25 protein-coding genes are annotated in these 26,007 nt (G+C 40.5%); 4 read left to right on the top strand and 21 right to left on the bottom strand.

Annotation, left to right across the window (positions count from 1 at the left end):
- Positions 1-66 precede the first annotated feature (66 nt).
- Positions 67-1,185 carry a DNA polymerase III subunit beta gene (gene dnaN / locus GSF09_RS00530; protein WP_159798969.1) on the top strand — a complete coding sequence of 373 codons (1,119 nt, stop codon included), beginning with the start codon at positions 67-69 and terminating at the stop codon, positions 1,183-1,185.
- A 75-nt stretch (positions 1,186-1,260) separates the two neighbouring features.
- Here dnaN and GSF09_RS00525 read toward each other — a convergent pair whose 3' ends face one another.
- The 10 genes from GSF09_RS00525 to GSF09_RS00480 all read right to left on the bottom strand — a co-directional run bounded on the left by GSF09_RS00525 (position 1,261) and on the right by GSF09_RS00480 (position 14,723).
- Positions 1,261-2,109 (bottom strand): alpha/beta fold hydrolase, encoded by an 849-nt coding sequence (locus GSF09_RS00525; RefSeq protein ID WP_159798968.1) that lies wholly within the window; start codon positions 2,107-2,109, stop codon positions 1,261-1,263.
- Positions 2,110-2,218: 109 nt separating this feature from the next.
- Positions 2,219-3,991: a DNA mismatch repair protein gene (locus GSF09_RS00520; RefSeq protein ID WP_159798967.1), complete on the bottom strand. Its 1,773-nt coding sequence runs from the start codon at positions 3,989-3,991 to the stop codon at positions 2,219-2,221.
- Between the two features lie 78 nt (positions 3,992-4,069).
- Positions 4,070-4,633 (bottom strand): DUF1573 domain-containing protein, encoded by a 564-nt coding sequence (locus tag GSF09_RS00515; protein ID WP_159798966.1) that lies wholly within the window; start codon positions 4,631-4,633, stop codon positions 4,070-4,072.
- 13 nt (positions 4,634-4,646) lie between these two features.
- A complete protein-coding gene (locus tag GSF09_RS00510) occupies positions 4,647-6,773 on the bottom strand; it encodes a DUF4838 domain-containing protein (protein WP_159798965.1) in 2,127 nt (708 codons plus the stop codon).
- Between the two features lies 1 nt (position 6,774).
- Positions 6,775-9,648: a tetratricopeptide repeat protein gene (locus tag GSF09_RS00505; RefSeq protein ID WP_159798964.1), complete on the bottom strand. Its 2,874-nt coding sequence runs from the start codon at positions 9,646-9,648 to the stop codon at positions 6,775-6,777.
- Positions 9,641-11,095, bottom strand: a complete 1,455-nt coding sequence (locus GSF09_RS00500; protein WP_159798963.1) for a glycosyltransferase — start codon at positions 11,093-11,095, stop codon at positions 9,641-9,643. The genes GSF09_RS00505 and GSF09_RS00500 overlap by 8 nt, the downstream gene beginning before the upstream one ends.
- 35 nt (positions 11,096-11,130) lie before the next feature.
- Complete coding sequence (locus GSF09_RS00495) at positions 11,131-12,363, bottom strand: HEAT repeat domain-containing protein (protein WP_159798962.1); 1,233 nt, start codon at positions 12,361-12,363, stop codon at positions 11,131-11,133.
- A 139-nt stretch (positions 12,364-12,502) separates the two neighbouring features.
- Entirely contained in the window at positions 12,503-12,715 is a 213-nt protein-coding gene (locus GSF09_RS00490; RefSeq protein WP_159798961.1) for a hypothetical protein, read from the bottom strand.
- 107 nt (positions 12,716-12,822) lie between these two features.
- Positions 12,823-13,674, bottom strand: a complete 852-nt coding sequence (locus GSF09_RS00485) for a hypothetical protein (protein WP_159798960.1) — start codon at positions 13,672-13,674, stop codon at positions 12,823-12,825.
- A 215-nt stretch (positions 13,675-13,889) separates the two neighbouring features.
- The gene (locus GSF09_RS00480; protein WP_159798959.1) at positions 13,890-14,723 is read right to left on the bottom strand and encodes a universal stress protein; all 834 of its coding nucleotides are present in this window, start codon (positions 14,721-14,723) and stop codon (positions 13,890-13,892) included.
- Positions 14,724-14,890: 167 nt separating this feature from the next.
- Between GSF09_RS00480 and mnmE the strand changes: the two genes are divergently transcribed.
- From mnmE to GSF09_RS00465, 3 genes are all read left to right on the top strand, one after another.
- Positions 14,891-16,288, top strand: a complete 1,398-nt coding sequence (gene mnmE, locus GSF09_RS00475; RefSeq protein ID WP_159798958.1) for a tRNA uridine-5-carboxymethylaminomethyl(34) synthesis GTPase MnmE — start codon at positions 14,891-14,893, stop codon at positions 16,286-16,288.
- A gap of 426 nt (positions 16,289-16,714) precedes the next feature.
- Positions 16,715-17,074 carry a helix-turn-helix domain-containing protein gene (locus GSF09_RS13765; protein WP_236564827.1) on the top strand — a complete coding sequence of 120 codons (360 nt, stop codon included), beginning with the start codon at positions 16,715-16,717 and terminating at the stop codon, positions 17,072-17,074.
- A gap of 2 nt (positions 17,075-17,076) precedes the next feature.
- The gene (locus GSF09_RS00465) at positions 17,077-18,243 is read left to right on the top strand and encodes a site-specific integrase (RefSeq protein WP_159798956.1); all 1,167 of its coding nucleotides are present in this window, start codon (positions 17,077-17,079) and stop codon (positions 18,241-18,243) included.
- Here GSF09_RS00465 and GSF09_RS00460 read toward each other — a convergent pair.
- From GSF09_RS00460 to GSF09_RS00410, 11 genes are read right to left on the bottom strand one after another with little or no spacing between them, the layout of a single operon-like run.
- Positions 18,230-18,556, bottom strand: coding sequence for a helix-turn-helix domain-containing protein (locus GSF09_RS00460; RefSeq protein ID WP_159798955.1), 327 nt, complete (start codon positions 18,554-18,556; stop codon positions 18,230-18,232). The genes GSF09_RS00465 and GSF09_RS00460 overlap by 14 nt on opposite strands.
- A 9-nt stretch (positions 18,557-18,565) precedes the next feature.
- Complete coding sequence (locus GSF09_RS00455) at positions 18,566-18,850, bottom strand: hypothetical protein (protein ID WP_159798954.1); 285 nt, start codon at positions 18,848-18,850, stop codon at positions 18,566-18,568.
- Positions 18,851-18,852: 2 nt separating this feature from the next.
- On the bottom strand, positions 18,853-19,650 hold the full coding sequence (locus tag GSF09_RS00450) for a hypothetical protein (RefSeq protein ID WP_159798953.1): 798 nt from the start codon (positions 19,648-19,650) through the stop codon (positions 18,853-18,855).
- 15 nt (positions 19,651-19,665) lie between these two features.
- Positions 19,666-20,496 carry a conjugative transposon protein TraN gene (traN, locus tag GSF09_RS00445; RefSeq protein ID WP_159798952.1) on the bottom strand — a complete coding sequence of 277 codons (831 nt, stop codon included), beginning with the start codon at positions 20,494-20,496 and terminating at the stop codon, positions 19,666-19,668.
- Positions 20,497-20,512: 16 nt separating this feature from the next.
- Positions 20,513-21,769 (bottom strand): conjugative transposon protein TraM, encoded by a 1,257-nt coding sequence (gene traM / locus GSF09_RS00440; RefSeq protein WP_159798951.1) that lies wholly within the window; start codon positions 21,767-21,769, stop codon positions 20,513-20,515.
- Entirely contained in the window at positions 21,756-22,223 is a 468-nt protein-coding gene (locus tag GSF09_RS00435) for a hypothetical protein (protein WP_159798950.1), read from the bottom strand. The genes traM and GSF09_RS00435 overlap by 14 nt, the downstream gene beginning before the upstream one ends.
- Before the next feature lie 2 nt (positions 22,224-22,225).
- The gene (gene traK, locus GSF09_RS00430) at positions 22,226-22,846 is read right to left on the bottom strand and encodes a conjugative transposon protein TraK (RefSeq protein ID WP_159798949.1); all 621 of its coding nucleotides are present in this window, start codon (positions 22,844-22,846) and stop codon (positions 22,226-22,228) included.
- A gap of 2 nt (positions 22,847-22,848) precedes the next feature.
- Positions 22,849-24,051, bottom strand: a complete 1,203-nt coding sequence (gene traJ, locus GSF09_RS00425; protein WP_159798948.1) for a conjugative transposon protein TraJ — start codon at positions 24,049-24,051, stop codon at positions 22,849-22,851.
- Between the two features lie 10 nt (positions 24,052-24,061).
- Positions 24,062-24,697 carry a TerB family tellurite resistance protein gene (locus GSF09_RS00420; RefSeq protein ID WP_159798947.1) on the bottom strand — a complete coding sequence of 212 codons (636 nt, stop codon included), beginning with the start codon at positions 24,695-24,697 and terminating at the stop codon, positions 24,062-24,064.
- Entirely contained in the window at positions 24,694-25,311 is a 618-nt protein-coding gene (locus GSF09_RS00415) for a hypothetical protein (protein ID WP_159798946.1), read from the bottom strand. Before GSF09_RS00415 ends, GSF09_RS00420 begins: the two co-directional genes overlap by 4 nt.
- A gap of 12 nt (positions 25,312-25,323) precedes the next feature.
- The gene (locus GSF09_RS00410; RefSeq protein WP_159798945.1) at positions 25,324-26,007 is read right to left on the bottom strand and encodes a conjugal transfer protein TraI; all 684 of its coding nucleotides are present in this window, start codon (positions 26,005-26,007) and stop codon (positions 25,324-25,326) included.

Here is a 26,007-nt window from a genome sequence, read left to right as displayed (position 1 = left end):
ATTTGATTACGATATATTTGTGAAATGTAAAATGCAACGGTTTTACGCATAAATAAACAAAACAAGATGAAATTTATAGTATCCAGTTCATATTTGCTAAAGCAGCTACAGGTATTGGGAAGCGTTATAAACAGCAGCAATACCCTGCCTATTTTAGATAATTTCCTTTTTGAATTAGACAACAAGCAACTAACAGTTTCAGCATCAGACCTGGAAACTACCATGTCTGCAACCCTGGATATTGATTCTGAGAGCCAGGGAAGCGTGGCTGTACCTGCCAAACTGCTTTTGGAAACATTAAAAACTTTCCCTGAGCAGCCGCTTACATTTACAGTTGAAGACAATAATACTATAGAAATCAGCTCTAATTCGGGTAAATATGCCTTAGCCTATGCTTCGGGTGATGAATTTCCTAAAGCGGTAACCTTAGAAGACCCGTCTTCTACTATTGTTCCTGCCGAAGTGCTTGCCACAGCAATAAGTAAAACTATATTTGCCGCAGGTAATGATGATTTGCGCCCGGTTATGTCGGGTGTGTTTTTCCAGTTTTCGCCGGAAGGGCTTATTTTTGTAGCTACCGATGCACATAAGCTTGTAAAATATGCAAGAGCCGATGTAAAGGCATCTCAGGTTGCTGATTTTATCATGCCTAAAAAGCCTTTAAATATTTTAAAAGGAATACTTTCTACTTCTGACGCGGAAGTGAAGATTGATTATAACGATTCCAACGCTACTTTCTCTTTTGATAATTATGTATTGACCTGCCGACTTATTGATGGTAAATACCCTAATTATGAAGCAGTAATACCTAAAGAGAACCCTAACAAGCTATTAATAAACCGTACACAGTTTTTAAGTTCTGTGCGCCGTGTGGCCATATTTTCTAACAAAACTACACACCAGATACGCCTGAAAATTGCTGGTACCGAACTTAATATTTCTGCCGAGGATATTGACTACTCTAACAAGGCTGAAGAAAGGCTTACCTGCGACTATCAGGGTGATGATATGCAGATTGGCTTTAATTCACGTTTCCTTACCGAGATGCTGAATAACCTGCATAGTGATGAAATTATGCTTGAAATGTCGCTGCCTAACCGTGCAGGGATACTTACACCCGTTGACGGGCTTGATGAAGGCGAAACCGTTACCATGCTTGTAATGCCGGTAATGCTTAACAGCTAAAAAAGCTATTTAACTAACCTTAACCATAAAAAATACCGCCTTTACGGGCGGTATTTTTGTTATTCATAATTATGTTTAGGAATTTATGAAGTTGATAATATCTTCATTAAACTTATTTTTATGTGTATAGAATAAGCCGTGTGGTGCATCATCATATACTATATATGCTGCGTGTGGTACTAACTTAACCGTTTCTTCTGCCGAAGCACTGATGGGCACAGTTTCGTCTGCTTTACCATGTATAACAAGCAGTGGTATTTTAATTTTAGTAAGGTCGTCCCTGAAATCTGTAGATGACCATGCCTGCATGGATTTGATAGTAGCATAACCTGCCGAGTTGAGTGTGAGCATTAAATCCCTGTGCAGGAAGTCATCGCTTACAGGCTGGCTGAATAAATGCACGCCATAAAATGATTTACTGAAAGAAGCCAAAAATTTTGGCCTATCATCCTCAAGCTGCTCACGTATGCCGTCAAACTCTTCCTGAAGCATGCCATTTGGGTTATTATCAGTCTTTAGCAGGTAAGGTGTAACAGCACTTACAAGGGCAGCACGTGTTACCCTGCCATCAGTATTATATTTGGAAAGATAACGGGCTACCTCTCCCCCGCCCATGGAGAAGCCTACAAGTGTTACATCTGTTAAGTCAAGTTCTTCCAGTACAAGTTTAAGGTCAGATGCAAAAGTATCATAATCATACCCGTCCCAGGGGCGTGATGATTTACCAAACCCTCTCCTGTCATAACTAATAACCCGTATATTGTGCTTTGGCAATTCATTATACTGGTATTCCCACATTTCATTATTAAGTGGCCAGCCATGTATAAGTACTACAGGTTTACCACGGCCGATATCCTGGTAAAATATTTTAACTTGTTCTGAACTTCCTGATAAACTAACTGAGTTGGTTGTAATAAAAGGCATAGTAATTTTATTTTAAATTAATATTCAATGAAATTACTAAAACCCAAACAGGCATTTACCTAATTAAGAATTCTTTAGGTGTTAATTTAAGGCTAAAAGAAACCGGCAGTTATATAACATCCATTTTTTCCATTAAAAAAGTTGCACTCTTATTGCGGCATACGCCATTCCGCAGTTTATAATCAAAGTAAAGCTCACCTTTGTTAATTTCTACCTCAAAGCAGCGGTTTATCAAAGCATGAGGGAAATCGGCTGCAATGTTGCATACTTCAATATCATGTGTGGCAATCGCGCCTAAAGCATTTTTTTCTACCATTTTTTTTATTACACCAATAGTTCCTGCACGCTTATCGTCAGAATTGGTGCCCCGCAGTATTTCATCCAGCAAAACAAAGCATTGCTTTTTATCAAGCTTTTCCATTATTTCCTTCAACCTTTTCACTTCTGCAAAAAAGTAGGATTCGCTATCGGAAAGTGAATCGGAAAGGCGCATGGAAACAAGTATAGGTAAAGGATGCACCACTGCTGAGGAAGCACACACAGGCGCACCAATACCTGCAAGCACCATATTAACCCCTAAACTGCGTAAAAATGTACTTTTACCTGACATATTGGAACCCGTGAGGATTGTAAAATGCGGTTCAAAATCTATATCATTGCCTATCCTGGTATCAGGATTTAGTAATGGGTGTGCAAGGTTTTTAAAAGATATTTTATTTTGTGTGTTCAGTTGTGGAAATACAAACCCTTTATTGTTATAATAAAAGTTCCCCAAACTGCTTAAAGCTTCAACTTCAGCAATAACATTAAGCCAGCCTTCAATATTCTTTGCATTTTTCTCTTTCCAGCCTTGCAGGGATTTTAAAGTATGGATATGGAAAAGGAACAAGCCGTTAAATAGTACGGCTGCAAAGAGGTTACCTATAGAGTCCATTCTTGAAAATAGTTCAGCCAGTTTTTTTATCCGCCTACTGGCAGGTATTGTTTCCTGATACAACTGGTTCTTTAATTTATTGAGTTTTGCGGAGTTAAATTTTTCATTTTCTATTGATTTGATTATCAAACTATAGTTATGAATTATCTCATCTATTTCTGTAATATAATTTACCTCTGCCTTAATACTTTTAGAAACAGTTGAAAGGCATATAAGGTTAAATACAAAAAGGTAGCCGCACGCAGAAAAAAACGCTGTATTATCTGTAATAAGGTAAGTAACAAAACAGGCTACTAATATAAATGGTGAAACCACGGCAATTATATTTTGAAGAAATGTAACAGCTTTACTCCTGCTGTTACTCCAGTCTATCAACTTATTATAAATAGCCTTGTCATCTTTTTTTATCCTGCCCAAAGCTGTTATTTCCTGCCGCCAGTCTGTTTTATCTGCAAGTTCCTTTATGGCTTCCTGGTTGTCAGTTATCTGTTCCTGTGGCAGGACTTTTTTAAACAGCGAAGCTAAAACATCTTTTCCTTTCCACGTTTCTGTACGGTTAATATGCTGAAATAAGGAATGGGTGCCAAAAATATCCAGGTCATACAAGTAAGAATGCTTGTGGTCAGTATATTCTGCTCCATTATCAAAAGTGTTCTTTTCCCTTTTTAAAAAGTTTATCTCATCATCATTAATAGCAACAATAGTGGCTGCATGCAATTTGCGCCTTGCAAGTACAGAATGGTAACGCATTACGTAAATAAAAGCAATTATACACAATGCCATGGCGGTTAAATATAAAATATTGCTGCCGGGCTGAAGGTAATAATAACCGGATATAAAGCATAACACTATTAATAACAGGCGGAGAATGCTTATTTGGTTATACTTTATTTTTAAAGCTGAAAGTTGTGCTTCAAACTTTTGCTTGCGTGAGGTATAGTATTGCATTGTGATATTGATGAAAAGCAAAGATACATCTGCAAATAAAAAATCCCGCCGAAGCGGGAATATTTGTGTAGTAGTTGTTTATTTAAATTTTCTTACCCCTGTAGAGTCAACTATATACCCCCTTTGGTTTGTTTCGCCATCAACCATTTTCTGTATACCAAGCCCTTTTTCCTTTTCCATCTCTATCTGGTAAAGTTCTTCATAATCTTTAGTGTAAAGCGCATCGGGCACTACATAAAGGTCAAAAAATATGGTATGAGATTTTATTTTGGTATTTGCTATTATGGTAGTGTAAATACCTACATAGCCAATATTTTTGGTACTGTTATATTCCATTTCAATAAGCCCGTAGTTATCGGGCGCAATTGCGTTTTTTGGAAATTTGGCAAGTGTGCATCCGCAGGAAGGCAGCACATTAAAAATTTTAAGGGGCTCATCTCCGGTATTGGTAATCTTTACTACTATATTTTGCTTCTGCCCCTGTATTATAGGATAATAATGCCTCAATGGGTCTTCAATTTCTATAGTAGTAGGTTCCAGTAATGCATTCTCTCCATCTCCACCACAGCCTGCAAGCATAAGGGCAAAAAAACATGTATATGCAATGCCTAAATATTTTCTGCTGAAATTAAAATTTTTCATACCTCCCTTTACTCTATTTAAAAATAATTTCATCGCAGGCTATTGATTTACTTTTAAAATCATTTTGCTTAATAACTTTTATAATAACCTCCCTGCTGTCTGTATTAACCTGTAACGGCATTACAGCTTTGTGTTTATATATCCTGTCTCTGTTGTTATCAAAAGCTAATACAGTTTCATATTTTTTACCGTCAACAGTAACTTCAAGCTTTTGGGGTAAATATATATTATGGCGCACATCGCTTAAAAAATTCATTTCCAGTTCATGGGCCCCGGCGATATCAGATGCATTTATTTTTACCGAAAAGGCGTCAACTGTATTCAAAACCCAGTTATTATAATAATCATGAAAGCCTATTGCGCCATCGTTCAGCATGTTCATATCTGTATAATCTTCATCCTGAGCAGAAAGCAACGTAAAATTTTTACCATACAACAGGTTTTTATAACCCGGTTTTACAATTTCGTCCCTCCACAAGCCTATGTAATCATTTATGGAAAAGCCTGCTTCTTTAAATGATTCAATACCTGTTGATTTCTGCAATTTTGTCAACCTTTCCAGTAATTCCTCTACTTCAGTATTCAATTTTGCTGTTGCTGTAGCACTATCAAAATTGGCATATCCATTTTTTCCAATACTATTGGTACGCATTAATTCCAGTTTTTGGAATGTTAAGGCCAGCAATAAAGGATTTAGTTCCCTATATTCATTATTATCTGCCCTTTGAATGATATTGGAATAAAAGGTATTAAATTCATCAGTGTTTAAATATTTTTTCTTCGCCTGTTTCAGTCCGCCATAAATATCAAGCACTTTGTTTGATTCCAGCGAAAGATGGTCAATTTTAAGATAATAATCGGTTAGTATTTCGCTGAATTCAGGGTATTGTTGTTTAAAATAATAAGCAACGGCAGTATCAATATCAATACCTACATTCGAGAGTAGCTGTGCATAAACATAACATTTAAGATCTCCAAAAGCACAGTAAGCATCCTCCCTGCCATGCATAAAAACACCCTTTGCCCCGGCATTTTTATAAAATTTCAGGTTTTCCTGCGTTATGGATAATGTTGGGTAGGACTGGAAATAATTATCAAAGTTTACTGCATAATCCCAAATATAAATTTTGTCGGTTACTTTTTTCCAATCTGAAAAAATTGCGGCAATTTTCTCTTTTTTATTCGATTTGCTAATTACCACTCCCTTAGGAAAATCCATTGTGCTTATCATTACCCCTGCATTGTCAGCCAGTTTAAATGCGGGCGGGTGCTGTGTAGTAATATAAGCAGTGCTAAAAAACTGCTTATATGGAAACTTAACAGAAAGTTTATTTAGTAAAGAAAAAACAGCAGGGCTTGCATTTGTTTTTGTATTGCCTTTTGCAATACACTTGCTGCATTGGCAAACAATTGCGTTATCGTTGGGCATTATCATAAATTTATCATGCCCTGGGTTATCCTGCTCCTGCCTGTTTATGTGATTAATAATAGCTTTTTCAAGTTCGGGGCTGGAAAAACAGAATTGCTCCTCATTTTTTTCGCCATTTATTTCAGCCATCATTTCGGCGGTAGGTTTTATAACCTTTGCAATATTATGCCCCCACAACCCCCAATGTTCATCAAGCGTATTAGTTTTATTCCACTTTCGGAATTCAGCATTATAATTATCTGTAAAAAAAGGTTCCCTGTATTCAAAATCAGGTATAAAGGTATAATCCAAATCCTGGGGAAATTTTATTGTATCAGTTAAACTGTTATTCCTGTAAACATTAAACTGGCTTATCCCTGCATATTCAGATAAAAAGTGCCTACAGCCATAATACAAACTTTCTTTACCGGCAGCAGTAATATGTAATGCATCATTATCCCATTTAATATTGAAATAACCTTTGTTGTCTTTACTAAAGCCTATTTTAATATAATGTTTTTCTGTACCAATTTTATTGAGAATCTGTAACCTTGCTCCGGTAGCCTTTTCAAACAAATCCCTGAAATCAACAGCAACAGAAGCTGCACCCATATCTTCAACTACTATAACAGGAGCTATCTTTCCTTTTTGGTAGAATATAACATCTTTGGAAGCACCACTACACCCTGTGCAAAAAAAGATAAATATATATATGGTTAATTTATTAAGCATATTAAAACCTTGTCCTGATGGTTAAGAATAAATTATACTGGTTGATATAGCTGTTCTCAGTAACCCGGTAATTATACCAGTTGCCCATTATACCCACACTTGTCCTGTGACTGGTGTAGTGAAAATAGCCACCGCCTACCATAGTATTTACATAAGACAGGAAAGTATTGGTCTGGAAATCGAGTTTCTGGTCTTCGGGTGCTGTACCGGCCGATGCCATGGCTATAACATAATTCCTTTCGTTACGCATGTAAAACCTTGCCTGTAAAAGGATATTATTATATACATCTTCCTCATCCCTCATTAATGAAACCCTTGCGTTAAGCCATACACGGTCAAATGCGCGTTCCAGTCCCAAAATACCTGATATAAGGTTCCTGTCGTCCTGCAAGGCTGTGTAGCGTATGCCCAACTCACTTTGCCATACTTTTTTATACGGCTGGAAATAAGACAACCCTACTTTGTATTTTGAAAAAAACTGGTTGGCAATACCAGCATTGGCCAAAAAGCTTGATTTATTTTTAAACGTATGGTACCAGTCAACCTCACCCTGCACACCTACTCCGGTATTCCTTGCAGCATAGTTCATACGGCCTACGTATGTATTGTTCTTTTCAAACCTCAAATACTCAACAGTAGCCACAGAGGTATTAATAGGTATGGAATCGGTAGTAGCACTAAGATAGCTTATATTAACCTGGTTTTTAAAGGTCTTGGCTTCAAGGTAATCCAGGTGATCCATGTGCTCATCATATTTATAATAAGGCGGCACATATTTCTTTTGAAAGGCCAAAGCCCTTTTATAATCGCCCATTGCTTCATAAATCTGGCCTTTTTTATATAAAAGTTCATTGTTATCCTTATTAAGCTCAAGGCTGCGGTCAACAATTACCATCGCTTCTACATATTCCTGCCTCTTTATGTAAATATTGGCAAGTTTAAGTGCTGCAAGCGTATCATTAGGCTTTATTGCCAGAATTTCATGATAAACATCTTTGGCATGGAAAAAATCATCATCATCTTCCCTTTGCTTGGCAAGCAGAAACATTTCTTCAATCAGGGCACCCCTCATAGTATTATTGTAAGGATACTTTTCAGATAATGCCTTTAATGAGGCAACAGCCTTTTCATGTTCACCCAAGGCTGAATAAACACCTGCTTCTTTAAGCTTCATTTCTTTTGAATCTGGAAAGCGTTCCAGCGCTGCCTGTATAAGCTGCATAGCTTCCTGGTTTTCGCCCATGGAAATTCTTGCGCCTATACCATACTGATAAGCCTGCATATTATAAGGGTCGGTTTCCAGAAGTTCATCTGCTATAACCTTAATAGTAGCATAGCCTTCCCTTTCATTAAGGTATTTAATATATTCAATAGAAAGGTCTTTTACCATATACCCATACTCAGGATAATCAGGATACCTGTCCCTGTACTCCCGTGCCATTTCATATGCGTTTTCATAATCCTGCATTGTGGCCAGCAAATCTATTTTTTTAAGTACTAACTGGTGTTCCCCGGGATTTTCATTTATAAGAGTGTCAATTAAATCCATAGCCTTGCTGTATGACTTTTGCGCAAGGTAAATGGAATAGATATAATTATTGGCTGACCTGCCATATTCCGGATGACTTGATAGCCTTACAAATACAGGAAGTGCTGCTTTATAATCCTGTTCCATAAAACGCATTTTGGCATTCTGGTATGATAAAGCATCATATTTGGCACGTATATCTGCATCCTGCGGATACAGGGCATACAACTTTTCGATAGTACTGTTTGCCCCCTGTATATTCTGTTGGCTTTCGTATAAATAGAGCTGCTTAGACAACAACTCTTTTGAATTGGGATTTGATTTTAAATCCTGCGTAAGCATCTGTTGTGCATCATAATAATACCCCCTGCTTAAAGCAGTACTTAACAGGTAATCGTGTGCTTCAGTATTGCCTTTATCCCTTTCATACAACTGCCCGTATAATATATATGGGTCAGAATTTTTATAATACCTTGCTGCTTCGGCAGTGAGGTAAATTAATAATTCGCTGTAATAGGCTGACGGTCCTTTTTTAAGCTGTTTTTGTACCAAATCAATAGCTTGCTGGTATTGCCCCTGCTCCTGTAAAATCCCGATCTTTTTATTTAATATTTCCCTGTTGTTGGGCAGGTAAAACAATCCCCTGTCAGCCATGTTAAGCGCAGCATTTGTATTGCCTAACTTTAAATACAGGTTTATAAGGTTTAAATATAAATTGGCATCATCTTTAGTCACCTTAAGGGCTTCTTCATATTGTTTAACTGCGCTGGTAAGGTCGCCTTCCTTATTCATTTTAAGGGCATCTTCCTTAAGCACATTATTGTACATTATCCTTATTTCCGCATCATCAGGGAAAATCTGGTACAGGCGGCGCGTTTCCCTGTTGGCTTCCATCCTGTTGTTCATAAGGTTATACAGGTTTATTTTACGCATCCACAGTGTTTTGCTGTAGGGGGTAATTTCAAGCAGTTCGTTAGCATAGCAAACCGCGCTGGAATACCTTTTTTCCTGAGTTTCTATATTTAAAAGGTAATGGCGGGCATCAACCCTTTTAGGGCTGCGCTGCAAAACCTCAAGCAAAACAATGCGTGCCTTTTCAAGCTGGCCCATTTCCATATAACATTTACCCAGATATTCCTTAATATCCATATCAAACGGTGCCTGCTTTAGTGCTTTTTCACAGTAATCGGCTGCCTTGGCAAAATTCTTTTTCTCGTTCCCTTCTACTTTTGCCATTGCATAATATTCATCCGATGATATGCTTTGCGCATGCAAAGCCCACTGAACATTAAATAATAATATGCAGATAAAAAGCCTGAAAAAACCCGGGGTTAAACTCTTATCCATTATCCTGTGAATCAGTATTTATTTTGGGTTGCTTATTTGTATTTTCATATCCCTGCCGGGTCATAGTTCCCCACTCCATTTGCCTGGAGGTGTAAAAATTAAAGTATCCTTTTAAAGAAAAATAAATCAGTAAAGGGTGGTATAAAAACGGTTCTAAAAATACTACCAGCCACAGCTTCATGGTTTCCCTTGCTGTTTTATATTGCCTTTTAACAAAGTTATCAAGAAAAATAACCATAGTACCGAACATTATAGCAAGCGAATAGGAATAAAGGAAAATATAACCTGCCATCTGCCAGTTTACATCCCCTTTAAGTACAAGGAATATGAAGTAAACAATACCTATTGCTTCAATAATCGGTGCAAGGAATTCATAAATTAACTGGAATGGGAAAGTTACAAGTCCTAATTTTTTATATGTAGGGTTTAGCAATATTTTCCTGTGCACAAAAAATATCTGGGCAAGGCCTGTAGCCCAACGCACACGCTGCCTGCCCAAAATCCTTACGTTAGGCGGGCCTTCCGTCCAGCAGCAGGAAACCGGTATGTAGCCTATTTTATATTTTTGGTGGTTATTAATCATATAAGCTGCCATCTTCACCATAATATCCATATCCTCGGCATGCGAAGCACCATCATATCCACCGGCATTTACAGCCACTTCCTTATCAAATAGCCCTAGACCGCCCGACACGTTCGGCACACAGTTTATAAGGCTCCACCCCATTTTACCAAAAAGGTAGGCACGCAGATATTCCAGTTCCTGAAATCTTGGGATTAATCTTTTTGGCGGCTTTACACGCTCAATTACACCTTCATCAATTTCGCAACTATTAGACATTCTTAACGTTGCGCCTACAGCAATTACTTTAACCTTAGAGTTAAGGATGGGCTTAATCATGCGCAGCATCGTGTTCCTGTCTAATATACAATCCACATCGGTACAAACAAAATAAGGATATTGCGAGGCATTGATACCTGCATTGGATGCATCTGCCTTAGTACCGCCATTTACTTTATCTACAACCGTAAGTTTAGAATATTTTGGATTGGTAGACTTAAATATCCTTTTAAACGGCTTTGTTTTTATCCTTTCAACATAAGCATAGGGTGTTTCCTCAAGATCAAATTCCTCAATTAAAAGATCCAGTGTTTTATCTTTACTACCGTCATTCACAATAATTACCTCAAACAACGGATAATTTAAAGTCAGCAGCGATTTTACGTTTACAATTATGGTTTTTTCTTCATTATAAGCCGGAGCCACAACCGAGATACCCGGTGTTAGCGGAGAGTCAATTAAAAACTGGTCATCAAGCCTTGAATTGTAAGTACGGTATCGGGTTATATTCAGTATTGAAAGCACACCCAGCACCAGATACACAAAAAACATTGAAGATGCGTAAAAGAAGACAAAGTATTCAAAAAAGTCAAAGGTTGCCCCCATGTAATAGTTTTTTTAATATGATTATCATATTAATATTAGTATCCTGCCTTGGAAATTATTTTGCTTTTAATTGATGCAGGTTTATCGGATGTAGTTTCTTCAGTTTGCTGTTTTAATTTTTCGTGATACACTTTTAGTGCCGAAGGTATTAAAGGGTTTTGAACGTGCTTTAATATAAGTAGGTTAAACTCCTCCTCCACTTTAAGAAGTTCATTAAAATAAGCCCTGCCGGCATCTCCGTATAAATAGATAACTTCAGCAATAAGTTTTTTAGAATCGCTGTTATTAACCGAATGATAGGCTTCTGTTAAAAATTCAAGTGATTCCCCCGAATTTATATATGATATAGCCTCAATTATTGCATTTTGACAAACCAAAGGCTGTGTAAAATACATTTGGATAAACCTTTTTTCCACTTCTTTTACCCTCATCCTGCCCAAGCCTAAAATGGCTTCTTTTCGCACTATATGGTCTTCATGCACTAAAAGTTCTTTCACTGTGTTTATGGCAGATGATTGTTTAAAATAGGCTGCCATTTTAATAAAAAACCTTATTTGTGCAGTATCTTTAGAGTATTTAATCCATTTACTAAAGTTGGGCAGGTTATCTTTATGGTGCAGTAAAAACTGCTGCATAAGGCTTATCTGGTCCCAGTCGTTAAGGTCATTTTCCTGGTCGAAAAATTTAAACGGGTCATTATTACTTACACCTACGTATGAAGCCCTCGATTCTTTACGCAAAGATGAGTTCTTGGCGTAAGTATGTGGTAATATTTTTGAGTCTGAAATTGTAAGTTCAAGCCTTGATAATGACTGAAAGGCTCTTAAACGTACACGTGTATTGGAAAAATCAAGTCGTTTTTCAAGGTACTCGTCAATTTTTAATGAATTTACAATATTCATATAATTGTTATAATTCAATTGGTGTTTTTCCTGCTTAAAAACATCTTCGAGCGTAGGTATCAGTGATACATATACCTTTTTAGTAAGTTCGCCAAAATTTTCTACAAATGAATTAAGGATTTCTTCTTCCGTATATTCGTCTTTGGATATTACAATGTTCCTTAAAAATGTAAACATCCTGGGCCTTAACTCCTTTACAATCTTTTCTTTAATTGCTTTTGTCCTGCGCACAGCAAATACAATAATCATAAAAGACATAGTTGCTAAACAGCTAAAAAGTATAAAAAATATTGCTATTTGTATAACAAATGGAAATGAGCTTAATGATATCCAAAAATGCTCTATATAATCAAAAATGAATCTCATAACGAATTAGTTTTTTTCCTATTATCTGAACTATCTATACAGAAGTTCACAAATAAATAATTGGTTAAAATTATAAATCTTAATTATGATAGTATGAGCAGTAAGGCTCTTATCAATTTCCGGAATTAATCTGCTTGGTTTAGCAAATTTTACTAATTGATGAAAAACCATGTACCATAGTAACCATAACTGCAACTACATAAGCAACAGCAGCATAAAAAACTACAGATACATCTTTTTTGTTTAATTTGATTACGGCAGGTTTTAAACCTGGTAATGGCAACAACCAAAGTTGTAAGGCATTGCCTACAAGCCTTAATAAAGGCACGGGAGGTAAAATTAATTTAAACATATTTACGATATTTTGGGCACCGCAAATATATAAATTATCATCTTATTAAGATAAAATTAACGAATAAAAAGCTGTAGAATTAATTCTACAGCTTTTATAGTAATTAGTTAGTTGATGTTCAAAGACAAAATTCCTAAAAGCATTGATTTCCACCTGTTCTTCTTCTTCCAGTTATTGTACATCACAAATTCGGCAGCCACATCGTTAAATACGGCTTTCTCTTTGTAATCTTCAAGAATAGGTTTTTCAGGAAGTTCCATTAACTCAGCCAGTTCATATTCGGCTTCATTAAAGGTTAATTTAGAAAGTATTTTATCATTAATATCAGTTTCGTCATTATATTCCTTACAGTTATAAATATCGACTACTCCCCATATTCTTTTATATTTATGCACATCAAAGTTAAAAGTAGTGCCTGTACCCTTCTCTGCTGATGCTTTTGCAATGTTGAAATCAAAATATGAAGCAACAATTAAATACTGGTTATCAAGCAATTCTGAAAAAACAAAATCTTTAAAGCAGTATATTGGCTTATTTAAAAATTCTTTAACCGTAACCTTCCAATGTTTATTCTTGAGAAAATCATTCTCATTACTATTCAGCAGATTATCTGACTGGATAACATTAACAACAAAAGACTTACCGGTATCAAAATTTAAAGCTTTGTATACGTTATAATTAATAACATAACTTATACCGTCAGATGACTTATAGTTTTTCTCAAAAAAATTGTAAGTAAGCAAAAGTCCGTTTTGAAAACGGTGTACCACGTGAATCTCTTCCGAAAGCTCATTTCCATCTAAATCCAGCAAAGTATAAAATACACTGTCGCTGCATTTTGCCAATACATAGTTATCTCCAAAATATGAAACTTCAACAAATCTTGTCTGTTTCACTTGTCCGTCTTTGTACACAAATAACAACCTGTTATTATATGACAGTCTTGTTCTAAAATTCATGCCACTATTATTTTATTATTATAAAATAAACAGCACAACCTTTTTAGGGGTTATTTTAGAAAATCAATATGTAGGTAATCTTTTTAGGGGTGGATGCAATACAATATTATGAATTTTCCTTATAAAAAACAAATTTGAAATGACTTATATAAAATAAATTAACAACAAATTAAAATTATAAATTATTTAAAAGTTAAATAATTAAACATAACTCACTAATTATGAAATATTAAGATTGGCACTTTTGTATGGTAGGCCATTTTCTTTGTTAAGCTTCTGTGAAATAAACCTTCAAAAAAACCTCTTTTGTGTGTTCTCATTACAAGCATGTCAACCTTTTGGTTTTCTATAAAATCCAGTATGGTCTGCTCAATATGGTCGCCGGCTATATTAAAAAAGTCAATATTCTTATCCTTGTAATAAATTTTCCAGTCATTAATACGCTCATCAATATCCTCAGGATCATCAGGATTCTTTATATACAGGCAGGCAATACCGGCATCAAATTTATCCGCTATTTCCAAAGCCCGTTTTAAAGCATCATTATCTTTATCCTTATACTGCGTAGTAAAAGCTATAGTTTTAATATCATTAAAATCAGCCTCTGCAGGTATCCCTAAAACAGGCACAGTAACATTTGCTATGACAGAAGCAGTTACAGAACCTATAAAAGTTTCCTTTAAACCTGTAGCACCTTTAGTACCCATTATTACCATATCAACCCCTTCCTCCTCACAAACTTTATTGATATTATAAATAAGGTCACCATACAGTAGCACGCTTCTCATTTTAACATGTCCAAGGCCTTTGCTTTCCGCAAGGGTATGAAGTTCGGGAAGCTGCTCCCTGAAACTTTCAAACTGGTTCATCTCCACAATGTCAAAAATTTCTTTCGTGGTTTCCGGCATTGGAGGCGTTTCAACAATTGGCAGGTCATACACGTGCAGTATAATTACTTCCGCGTTAAATGAATCGGCAAACTTTAAAGCATATACATATGCTGTTTTGGCAGCCTCAGAAAAGTCGGTTGGAAAAAGAATCCGTTTCATGGTACTAATTATTTCTCATTAAAGATATAAAAAAATGCGGATAATTCCTACTTTTAAATTTACTTAACACAATAATAATAACCTATAACAAATCATAATTTTAAAGAACGTTAAACTGCCTGAAATGGCTACTTTAAAAGGTTTATCTTTGTAAAAAATAAACGATAATGATACCGCAGGACACTATAGTAGCTTTAGCTACCCCTTCCGGCGCAGGGGCAATTGCCATTATACGCCTTTCAGGAAACAATGCCTTTACAATAGCATCGCAAATATTCCAGTCAGTTTCGGGCAAAGATATCTCAACCCAAAAAACACACACCATCCACTTAGGAAATATCGTTGAAAACAATAAAATTTTCGACCAGGTGCTGGTTTCGCTATTCAGGGGCCCCAATTCCTATACAGGCGAGGATGTTATTGAAATTTCCTGCCACGGTTCGGTTTATATACAACAGCAAATCATACAGTTATTGTTGCGTAAGGGTTGCCGTATGGCAAACGCTGGCGAATTTACACTGCGTGCTTTTTTAAACGGCAAACTGGATTTAAGCCAGGCGGAAGCCGTTGCCGACCTTATAGCATCAGATAATGAAGCATCTCATCAGGTAGCCATGCAGCAAATGCGTGGCGGTTTTAGTACCGAAATAGCAAAACTGCGTGAAGAGCTATTGAATTTTGCCTCTCTGATTGAACTGGAACTTGATTTTTCGGAAGAAGATGTGGAGTTTGCCGACAGGACACAGTTTTATGATTTATTAGAAAGGATTGAATTTGTGCTAAAACGCCTTATAGACTCCTTTGCTATTGGCAATGTTATTAAAAACGGCATACCTGTAACTATTGTAGGTGAGCCGAATGTAGGAAAATCTACACTGTTGAATGCATTATTAAATGAGGAAAGAGCTATAGTATCGGACATAGCAGGTACAACACGCGATACTATAGAAGATGAGTTGGTTATCAACGGTATCGGATTTCGCTTTATTGATACGGCAGGAATACGCGAAACACAGGATATTGTTGAAAGCATAGGCATAAAAAAAACCTTTGAAAAAATAGAACAGGCAAAAGTTGTTATTTACCTGGTTGACACATTACAGATAAATAGTAAAGCTTCATTCATTGAAACGATAAATATTGAAATTGAAAAGATTAAAAACCGTTTCCCGCAAAAACCGCTTTTAATAATAGGCAATAAAGCTGATGCCCTTACAGAGGAACAAAAGGATATGCTGTTATATTCTGTTGAGGATATATTTTTAATATCTGCAAAACAACATTCAGGTATTGAAATTTTGAAAGAAAAACTCCTATCGTTTGTTAATACAGGCGCCCTGCGCAATAATGAAACTATAGTTACAAATACACGGCATTATGATTCCCTTTTAAAAGCACTGGAGGAAATCCAAAAGGTCAAATTTGGTTTAAATTCGGGCGTATCAGCCGACTTAATGGCAATAGATATACGCCAGGCACTTTTTTACTTCGGAGAAATTACAGGGCAAGTTACAAATGATGAGTTGCTTGGTAATATATTTGCTAATTTCTGTATCGGTAAGTAGCAGCACATAATATCGCAAAACAAAACAAACTAAACCAGTTAAATTGTTATAAAACAGCAATTTAACTGGTTTTTATTTTTCTGTTACTTTATTTTAGTTATAGATATTTTGCTCCGTTTTGTACCCCATTTGTACCCCGAGATCAACAATGATTGGAGGTACAAAATCAGGGGAAATTATGGCACACAGAGGCACACATAGACACAATGGGACACAAACAGTCACATTATGAGCTCTAATTTAAAGATTCCGAAGATCTGCGAATTCTGTAAAAATGAATTTATCGCAAGGACTACCCGCACAAGGTACTGCTCGCACAAATGCAACAGTCGTGCGTACAAAGATGTTGAAAGACAGGCCAAAGTCCTGAAAACCGCGGCCGAAACAGAACTTATTTTAACCGGGGACCTTACCCGTGTCAAGGCTATGGAGTTCTTAAACGTCGACCAGGCAGCGCTGCTTTTTGGCATCAGCCGCAGGACAATTTACAGGTTAATTAACCGGGGATGTCTGAATATTGCCAAATTTGGCAACCGTACCGTACTTAAAAGGGCAGACATGGAAAGCTTCTTCATAGCTCCGATTACCACCGAAATTGACCCGCCGGTTCAGGAGTTTCCCGGTATTGAGAGTTGCTATACCATCACCGAAGTACAGCAGCGATTCAATGTTTCCTCTGCCGCGCTATATAACCTGATCCAGCAGTTCGGGATTGCAAAGTATGCAATCGGCAGGTTTACCTATGTCTCAAAAAAAGATATTAACCTTCTCTTCAATGCCGCATGATTATGAAAAAGATAAAAGTTACACTTCGCAAGAAATCGATATCAAAAGGAAGGCTGTCACTGTACCTTGATTTCTATCCTCCTTACTTTAATGCGCAAACAGGGGAATATTCAAGGCGCGAATTTCTAAGGTTGCACCTCATAGCCAAGCCAAAGAGCCAGGCGGACAAGATTATTAACCATGAAAATTGGCATATAGCGGAACTGATCTGCGCTAAGCGGCAGAACGAGGTAAACAAGGACCACATTTATACGCCCTTTGAAATAGAACAGCTCAAAAAGCAGAAAGTGATGGAAGCCTCTTTTTTAGATTATTTCAGGAAGCAGGCAGATTTAAAGGAAGGCAACAACAGGATAATATGGGATAGCTCAATAGCCCATTTCGAGATGTTTCGCGCAGGAAAACCTACCGTTTTTAGTGATATGACCGTAGAGCTGGCAGAAGGGTTCAAGGCCTATCTCCTGAGCGCTAAAAGCCTTAGGGAGAACGGAAAACCATTATCAAGGAATACTGCCCTCTCCTATTTCAATAAGCTAAAAGCTACACTGCGTAAAGCCTACAAGCAGCAGATGTTGCAAAATGATGTTAATGCAGCTGTTGACAGTATTCCGGAATACGAGGCGAAAAGGGATTTCCTGACCCGTGAAGAAGCAATCGCATTGTTCCATGCACCCTGTAAAAAAGAGATTGTCAAACGAATTTCGCTTTTCTCGATCTTGACAGGCCTGCGTTACTCTGATATAGCTAAGTTATCTTGGGGCGAGGTGCACTACAGTAAAAGTACGGGTGCAGGTATAAGCTTCCGGCAGGAAAAGACCGAGGGATGGGAACTCCTGCCAATATCTGAAGAGGCGTATATGCTGCTGGGTGAAAGAAAGGATGATAAGGAAAAAGTATTCTCCGGACTAAAGAAGTGGGATGTTGACCGCATACTGCCTGTATGGGTAGCCGAGGCAGGAATTAAGAAGCATATTACCTTTCACTGCTTTCGCCATACATATGCAACACTGCAGGTCTCAGCAGGTACCGATATTTTTACGGTATCGAAAATGCTTGGCCATAAAAATGTAAGGACAACGCAGGTATATGCGAAGCTTGTAGATGAGAAGAAAAGGGCAGCTGCGGGAAAGATAACATTTGTTTCGGAAAACAAAATCAGCGGTTATTAAGGCGCTTCTCAACATCGCTGTGTATTTCCTCGATAGTTTTAACCTTCCCGGACTTTATCCAGAATAGTAATTCTGATTTGTAAAAATAAAGCCGCTTGCCTTTTTTACAGACAGGTATCTCGTTCCGGCTGACCTTAGAATATACTGTCGGCACGGATAAATTAAGCAGTTTAGCAGCTTCAGTGATGTTCAGCAATTCCTCCTGCTGCTTTGACTCAGGAGAAAGCGTCTTCAACAGGAGCTCAATCCGCTCCATCTTGTCAAATAGCTTTCCTATCAGCTTTGGTATCTGGTCAAAGGTATAAGGCTTCATAATGTTTGATTATTCAGGGAAGTAGATGGTACTCGGCTTATTTTTCTTTTTCGACGGCTCATATTTGATGTATCCGTAGTTGCTCAGGTCCTTAAGGCAACGGCAATAGGTTTTAATAGCGGAGATTTTCGCCAGCGGCATGATATCATGGCTGTACGCCTGTATGGGGTTGGAAAAGCCCCTTTCCTGCCTGTACTTAAGCAGCGCTGCAAAAATTCCGATATGTGTACTGCTGATACGCATATCGTCGCGCGCCTTATCAAAAAAAGCAAAAAGGGGCTTACTGGTACTCATCTCTACAATTTTTGTGCTTTACGCCGCTGCTTCTTTTCCTGTTGCTCACCCGGGCCGTCCTCCTCACCGTTTGACTGCTTAGCTTTTATATCCTGCTTCTTGGAGGTTTCGCTGCTCTGGGATTGTTGCTGCTCTTTAGCCTGGCGGGTATCAAGGCGCCTTTGGTCAGCATCATAGATCGTGAGTGTTTTGAACTGTGGCGTGGCCTCTATATATTGCTTCACTTCCTGGCCGTCTTTGATGAAGGTCGCGGATTGCCGGTTGCCTTTTTTCAGTGAATTCAGCAGGTCATCTTTATGGGATGGGTTATCCAGTTCCTTTATAGGGTGCCTGGAGACTACAGCCTCCAGGTCGTATCCGTAGTTCTCATGGTAATGCTTCTGGCGGAAATTACCGTTAGCGTCGGCATCTTTGAAGTCGAGCTGTACCCATGCATTATACTCCTGCCCCTCCTTATTGGTGAGGTTTTTGTTGACGGCCCTGCCTTCCATCAGGTTATAAGCCTCCTTTAGGGTTATATTGTTTCCCCTGTTGATGTAAAACGTCTGTTCCAGCGATTCCGGCCTCCCCTCTTTTTGTAAAGTAACTTTATAGGAGTTGAAAAAGTAAAGGTCCGTCTGGTCCGATTTCTTGAAATGGAGTTCCGCAGAAACTTTATCATCACCATAAAAGGTATCATGTTTCAGGCTGAAGGTAGCCTGCTGCTGCTCAATATTCTGCCTGAGCTCTCCCTCAAGCGCCTCGCCAAAACCGGTATACTTTACCTGGTCTTTCAGGTAATCAAAATTCTTCTCGTTCATGATAGTATAATTTAATTATTTGCTGAATGTGGGCAGCGGCACTACATCGTCCCTCTTGCTGTTCCTTACCTTCATCTGCAGGTGCCTGCCGCCCGATTTTTCAGTTAGCTGCAGATGGAGATTCTTCTTGTTTGGAATTGTAAATTTCGGAAGCACGGCTACAAAAGTTTTTATCCCTTTAGCGGGTACTTTTTCTATGTGCATCCAGTAGGTTAAGGGTGCGATTTCCACTTCCTGCGACGCGGTTCTCCTGCTTCTTTTCTGGTCTTTAACAAAGAAGCGCAGCTGGTCAATATCGTAGCTGATGTTGCTGTCATTCGCAATTGTTATCCTGTAAAAGAAGTAATCATCCGCCACAAACATCCCGGTGATGGATAAGGTAATGCCGTAGTCGCTTTCCTTTAGGCTGATGCGGTTGCGGTCGTGGTAGGCTGCGGAAGCCAAAGCATTGATACTGTCAGCTTTCTCAAAGTCGGTGAGTGATACGACAGCCTGTTTGTCGCCGTTGCTGAAATCATAGGCAAGCGCTGCCGGCTCGTTAGTATAGCATACCTGGAAATTGTAAAGCTTACCGTCTGTAGTGACAACTGTAAGGTTAGATTGCATAAACTGTTCTTGTGCCGCCTTAATCTGCAGCACATTTTCTACACCTTTTGGCTTTTGTGCCAGTATGTCCTGGCTTCCCCTGTCCACACTTGCAATGGGATAGGGAAAAAGGAGGCTCGTAGTCTGCTGGTCAGTAATGTCGATCGATCGTGTTACGGGTAGCGCTGTACCTGCAGATTGTGAAAGGACAGGCCACGGCAGCGCCAGAAGTAGAATTTTAATAATGGTTCGGATTTTCATGGTATTAGATTTAAGGTTATTCTTTCTGCTTTTCGTCTTTCAGTAAAATATTGTAACCGGCCTTAAGGGTAACTTTGACAAGCTTCACTTTCTTACTGAATAGCCCTTTGGCCGCTTCGATGCCGGCTCCTGCAGCCTGGGCGCCCCAGGAATCGCTTAATGTGGTGACCCCAAGGGTTTGCACGGATCGGTCGGCTGATGATTTAGCCACTTCACGGTTAATGGCCCCGGGTATGTAAATACCATCCAGCCCGTCAAGGTCATATACCTTGAGTTCTACCGGGAATAGTGAATTGCCGTGCCTGATATTGGTTATTGCTATTGTCAACCGTTCGCCTTTCAGTGAGGCAGTCCCATACACATAGGTATTTTTAGGGATCTTTTTACCATTGATATAGATGTCCTGGCCCAATTGCATTTTGACAGTAGAGCCGTTGACGACAACCTGTGTTTCCGCAACCACTGCCTGTACGGCATTTTCTTTTGACTGCTCATTGCTTTGCTCGAGGGAAAAAAAGCCGTTGTGCGTGCTACCGTTGCTGAATGTGCTGCTGACCGATAGCTGCTGACCATCGAGCGTTGTTATTACATTAGTTTCTTTAGTGGTGGCTACAGGATAGACCCTGCCCCTCTCTGCGCTGGAAGCTGCCTTGAGCTTCTGCTCCATACGCTCAGGGTACTGTATATCGAGTATGCTTTCCAGCATCCCCCCTATCTGTTCCAGCTCTGGATCGCACTCTGATGGTGCGCCCATGGACTGCATCATCTCCTCCAGTTTTGCTGCCTGCGGGGCAAAATGGGCATCCGGTTGTTGAATTACAGGAGCGCTTTCAGCTATTGATGCCTTTGCAGGCAGGGGCGAGCTGACAGCGCGCTGTAATGCTTCCAGCCGCTCATAAACCTGCTTTTCCTGTGGGCTTTGGAAGCGGCTTACGGCAAGGCCGCCATACTTTCGCTGAAGTGCGGCAGAATCACTGGCTATTTCCAGTGAATCATGCCGGTAATTAGGATCCTTTTTGCGCAGTTCCGCTACTTTTGACGAATCGAGTGCTGCCTGATCATAATAATTGAGCTTGTCCAGGCCCTCATCATTATTTACCTTGGCAGAAGGCAGTTTGAGGTTAAACCCTTTCGCAGTGGTGCCTTCGGACTGCGCTGCCCCGCCTCCCCCCATTGCCCAAAAGAATAAGGTAGCAAAAGGAAGGGCTAAAAGCGGAAGGAGCCAGAGCAGTTTCCTCCTCCTGTCTTTTCTTGATTGTTCATTGCTTTTCATACGTATTTGTTTTTCGATTTTTAATTAATGATTCGGCCATTCTTATGCTATCAATAAGGCCGGGCCGGGCGGATACTATGCTGTCACGAATCCTTCGCCCTGACGGTGAGCGGGCAAGGCTGTCCATATACTTGCGGAACCTGCGCACACGGGTTTCCAACAGGGAATCATTTACTACAGCGGCAGGGCTTTCTACCGCTGCCTTCACTTTACTTATCGGTACAGGCGCTAAATCCATTGTACCAAGGTTACGGGTAGCGCCCAATAGCAATAGCAGGCAACAGCAGGAAGAGACCGTGACAAACAACACCAGGGCAATATACTGCCCGCGCCGTGCCAACCGTCTGGATCTGTGGTCCATCCACTCTGCCCACGCCAGCTTTAGCCGTAAATACAGCGCGTTAAGGTGCTGCGGCAGGGTTGCCTTATGGATCGCATCTTTGTCTTTTTTCATGGTTACTTGCGGTTTTCAGTTCTGATGTCTTTATTCTCAATAGTCCTCCAGCGCTCGATAAGGAATCCGTGCGGATTGTTGTCGCTCCGCGATACATTCCTGAGGTTGCCTTCCGTGATCAGACTCCTGGTGAGGATGCTTGTAGGCCGTACGATTTGCTGCTTTGCATAACACCGGAAATAGTACGGATAGCTGGCGACGGAAATTTGTATACTGTCGATACTAATGCCCTGGCTGATATTGCCGGAGATAATACCGGAGTAATAGCCGCCCTCCTTCAGGTCATCGTATACCCTTTTAGCTGTGTTGTCGGCCAAATACAATGCCTTTGAAACGTTCTGGCGGATGACCTTCTCATCAGGGTCAAGGGTAAAAAAATAGTGATGGAAATTCCGCACATGGTCGCGCGCCTCAACCGCTATGTTGTCCCTTCGGTCGGAAGCATAGGCTTCTATGGCTTTGCCATTGGCCAAAACATATATTTTATCCTGCATGCGGTTCACCGTCTTGAAGCTTTGATAGAGTGCGAATATGCTGACCAGCGCGCTTGCTATTACAACTACCAGGGTAAAGGCCCTGACATGGCGGAAAGCGGTGTCGATGTTATTGAGTTTCTTAAACATGGTTATCCATTTCCTTTTAGTTTATCCTTCATATAGTTATCCTTGTCATCATCAAAGTACTGCGAGCTACGGGCATGGCTGGAGAAGCTTCCGGTAACCCTGCTCACGGCATCCCCCAAGCCGTCTGCCGCCATGCCTGCACCCGTGGAAGCGGAGCTTACCGCAGATGTGGTGGTGGTGTTGAAAATGGTCGTGACCTTCTGGCTCAACGCACCGCCGCCGCCCGCATGGACAATGTAATTGGCAACGGAAGGCACTGTGAAATAACCCACGATACCGATGATCATAAAGACCAGGTAGGCCATGTCGGTCCTGCTGAAGAAGGTATCGCCATATTCGTTGACCTGCGCAATATCGACCTGCAGCATTTTCTCCTGGATCTTGCCGATGATGCTGCCAAAGATGTTGGCGACAGGGAGCCACAGGAAGATATTGATATACCGTGCCAGCCAGACCGTCAGCGTATGCTGGAAGCCGTCAAAAACGGCGAGGCCGAAGACCAGCGGGCCTAAGATGGACAGCACTACGAGCTGGAACGTGCGCAGGGTATCAATGCATAGTGAGGCTGCTTCAAAAAGCACCCGAAGCACTTCGCTCATCCACTCCTTGACCGAATTCCTGAAGCTGTAGGACGCTTTTGCCATCGCGAATTTGATATCGTTGCCAATGCCTTCGATAAGCCCCTCACCGGAAGGCTCCTCCCCGTCATGGGTGTATTTGTACCAACGGTCCCGGTCGCCGCTGCCGTCCTCGCCCACATACATCTGCCAGGCATCAGTGGTCTTGATGGCTTCCTCTTTCTGGCGGAGCAGCTCCTCGATCGCCTGGTTCGAATTTTCTACCATAGCGCCTGTGGCTGTAACCGTGGGCTTCATAATGCCATTGATCATGGCAAGTACCAAGGGAAATGAAACAATGCAAAAGCCTATCACAAAGGGACGGAACAACGGATAAAAGTCTATGGGCTCCGCATTGGCCAGGTGCCTCCATACCCGTGAAGCGATATAGAACAACGCGGCGAAGCCCGCAATTCCCTGCGAGATACCGATAAGGTCACTGCAAAGGGGCATCATCTCATCATACAGCTGTTCAAGTATCCCATGAAGGCCATTCATCTCTTCAGCCAGTGACTGGCCGAATCCGGCGACGGGCAAAAGAAGGGCCGCGGCTGCGTATAGGGCAGCCTTAAAATTGATTTTAATCATAACATTTTGATTAAGGGTTGGTGCCGGTAAGCAGCCGTATCGCCTCCACATCGCGGGCTTCCTTAGCCCGCTGGACCGCTAAAACCGAAGTTTCCGAGTTGAAATCACGCACGAACAGCATCTTGTCCTGCATCGCCATGTAGATCCTGTCAATGGCAGCAAGGCGCTCCTCATCCGACATCCGCATTTTTCCGGCCGTAAGCACGTCAGTCAGTTCATCCAGATTTCTTAAGCTTTCTTCAAAGACCTTATCATAAACCCCTGAAAAATAGAGTAGCTCTTCCGCCGCGAAAAGCCCGCTCGAATGGAGTTTGTTGCGGTGCCTCCCGCAATCCTGCACGATCCTTACCTGATAGTCAATGATGTCCCCTACCCGCTTATAGTTCCGGACTGCAGGGCTAACCTGCAGGAGTGCATCCAAAAATGTTTTGTGCAGGTCAAAGTTTCCCTGTGTAAGGTCTTTTACCATATTATAGCCCTTGGTCAGGATTTGGTAACCTTCTTTCATGTCCTTCAAAATGGCCCTGAACTGGGTGAGCTTCTCAATATTCAGCGCAAGCTGCTTCAGTTCCTGCACCTGCGCAGTAGCTTTTGGTGAAAGGGCGGTAAAAGCAACGAGAAGCATCAGGTATTGTATTTTTTTCATGGGAGTTCGTTTAGGTTAAGTAATTCTCTTGACTGCCTGATTCCCGAGCATTCCTGCTGCCGCGCAGCGGCCAGCGTTACGCATGCATTATGGTATGCCCGGCTGAAAATATACCTGTCTTCCATGCCGTCATATAAAGCATCTATCCTCTCCAGCCTTTGTGCGTCATCCATCACTAAGCTGCTTTGTGACAGCAGCGAGTTCAGCGCGTCTATATCATCTGCACAACCTTCCAGTACGCGCGCCACCACCCTTCGGATATAATCCTTCTCATTGCCATGGAACAGGTCAGTGGCCAGTTGGGCGGACAGTTTTTCGTGGAGTTCTCCTATCCGGTTGTTCAGTTCGAGGATTGCTCCTGCTTTGGGATATTGCCTGACAAAGGAGCCAACATTTTTAAGCCCATCAAAAAACAGCGTATGCAGGCTGAGTTCGCCATCTTTAACGCTGCCGATAAAGGCAAGGCCGTCTTTGGCAATACGGTAGCCTTTCTTGATATAGCTGCCATAGGTCTTAAGGGCAGCGATCTGCTGCAACATGACCCTGTCCTGGCCGGATTGGGCCGAAACAGTAAGGGCTGCCAGCAGCGCAAGTGTCGTAAAGATATTTTTCATATTGCAAAGGTTTTAGTTGGCGATACCATAGAGGCGCCTCATCTGCTCCACTTCTTTTTTGCCCTTGGCGCGTTGCAGTGTCAGCAGTACATTTTGCCGGTTAAACAATCGCAGGTCGTCATAGTTTTGGTCGATCCTGTCCGCAGCCTTGTTGATAAGTGCAAGGCGCTCCGCATCGCTCATGCTGGTCGAATAGGATTCGATGACGTGGAAGATCTGTTCCATATTGTTGAGGCTTTCCTGAAGTATACCATTATAAACCCGTTCCATATAGGATAGCTCTTCAGGGGTAAAATGGTCATCCTGCTGGAAGAGCTGCCGGAAGCGTTGGTATTCCGACAGCAGCCGCGCCTGCTTCTGTGTTATGTCACGGATGCGCTGGTACTGGCTGACTATGGCCTTCACCTGTTTGAGCTCATCATAATATTCCTTGTATAGCTCCTTTTGCTTATTGGCCCAGTCGGATATCTCATCCAGCTTTACTTTCGAGAGCGTGTTCTCAAGTTCCTTCTGCGCGTTTTGCAGCCATATCGTCTTGTTCTGGAGCTTCTGTATCTTCAGGTCCATCGCTTTAATGGCCTTGACGATTGCGGCGCGGACGATTCCGAAGATCGGTGGCGCAGCCGCTTCTGGCCTTGCCTCGATGCTGCTGAGCAGCATAAAGCATAGTATTGTTTTTAATGCAAGTGCTTTCAT

The sequence above is a fragment of the Flavobacterium sp. MK4S-17 genome (assembly GCF_009848495.1).
Classification (GTDB): domain Bacteria; phylum Bacteroidota; class Bacteroidia; order Flavobacteriales; family Flavobacteriaceae; genus Flavobacterium.
This window is presented reverse-complemented; position numbering and strand designations above follow the sequence as displayed.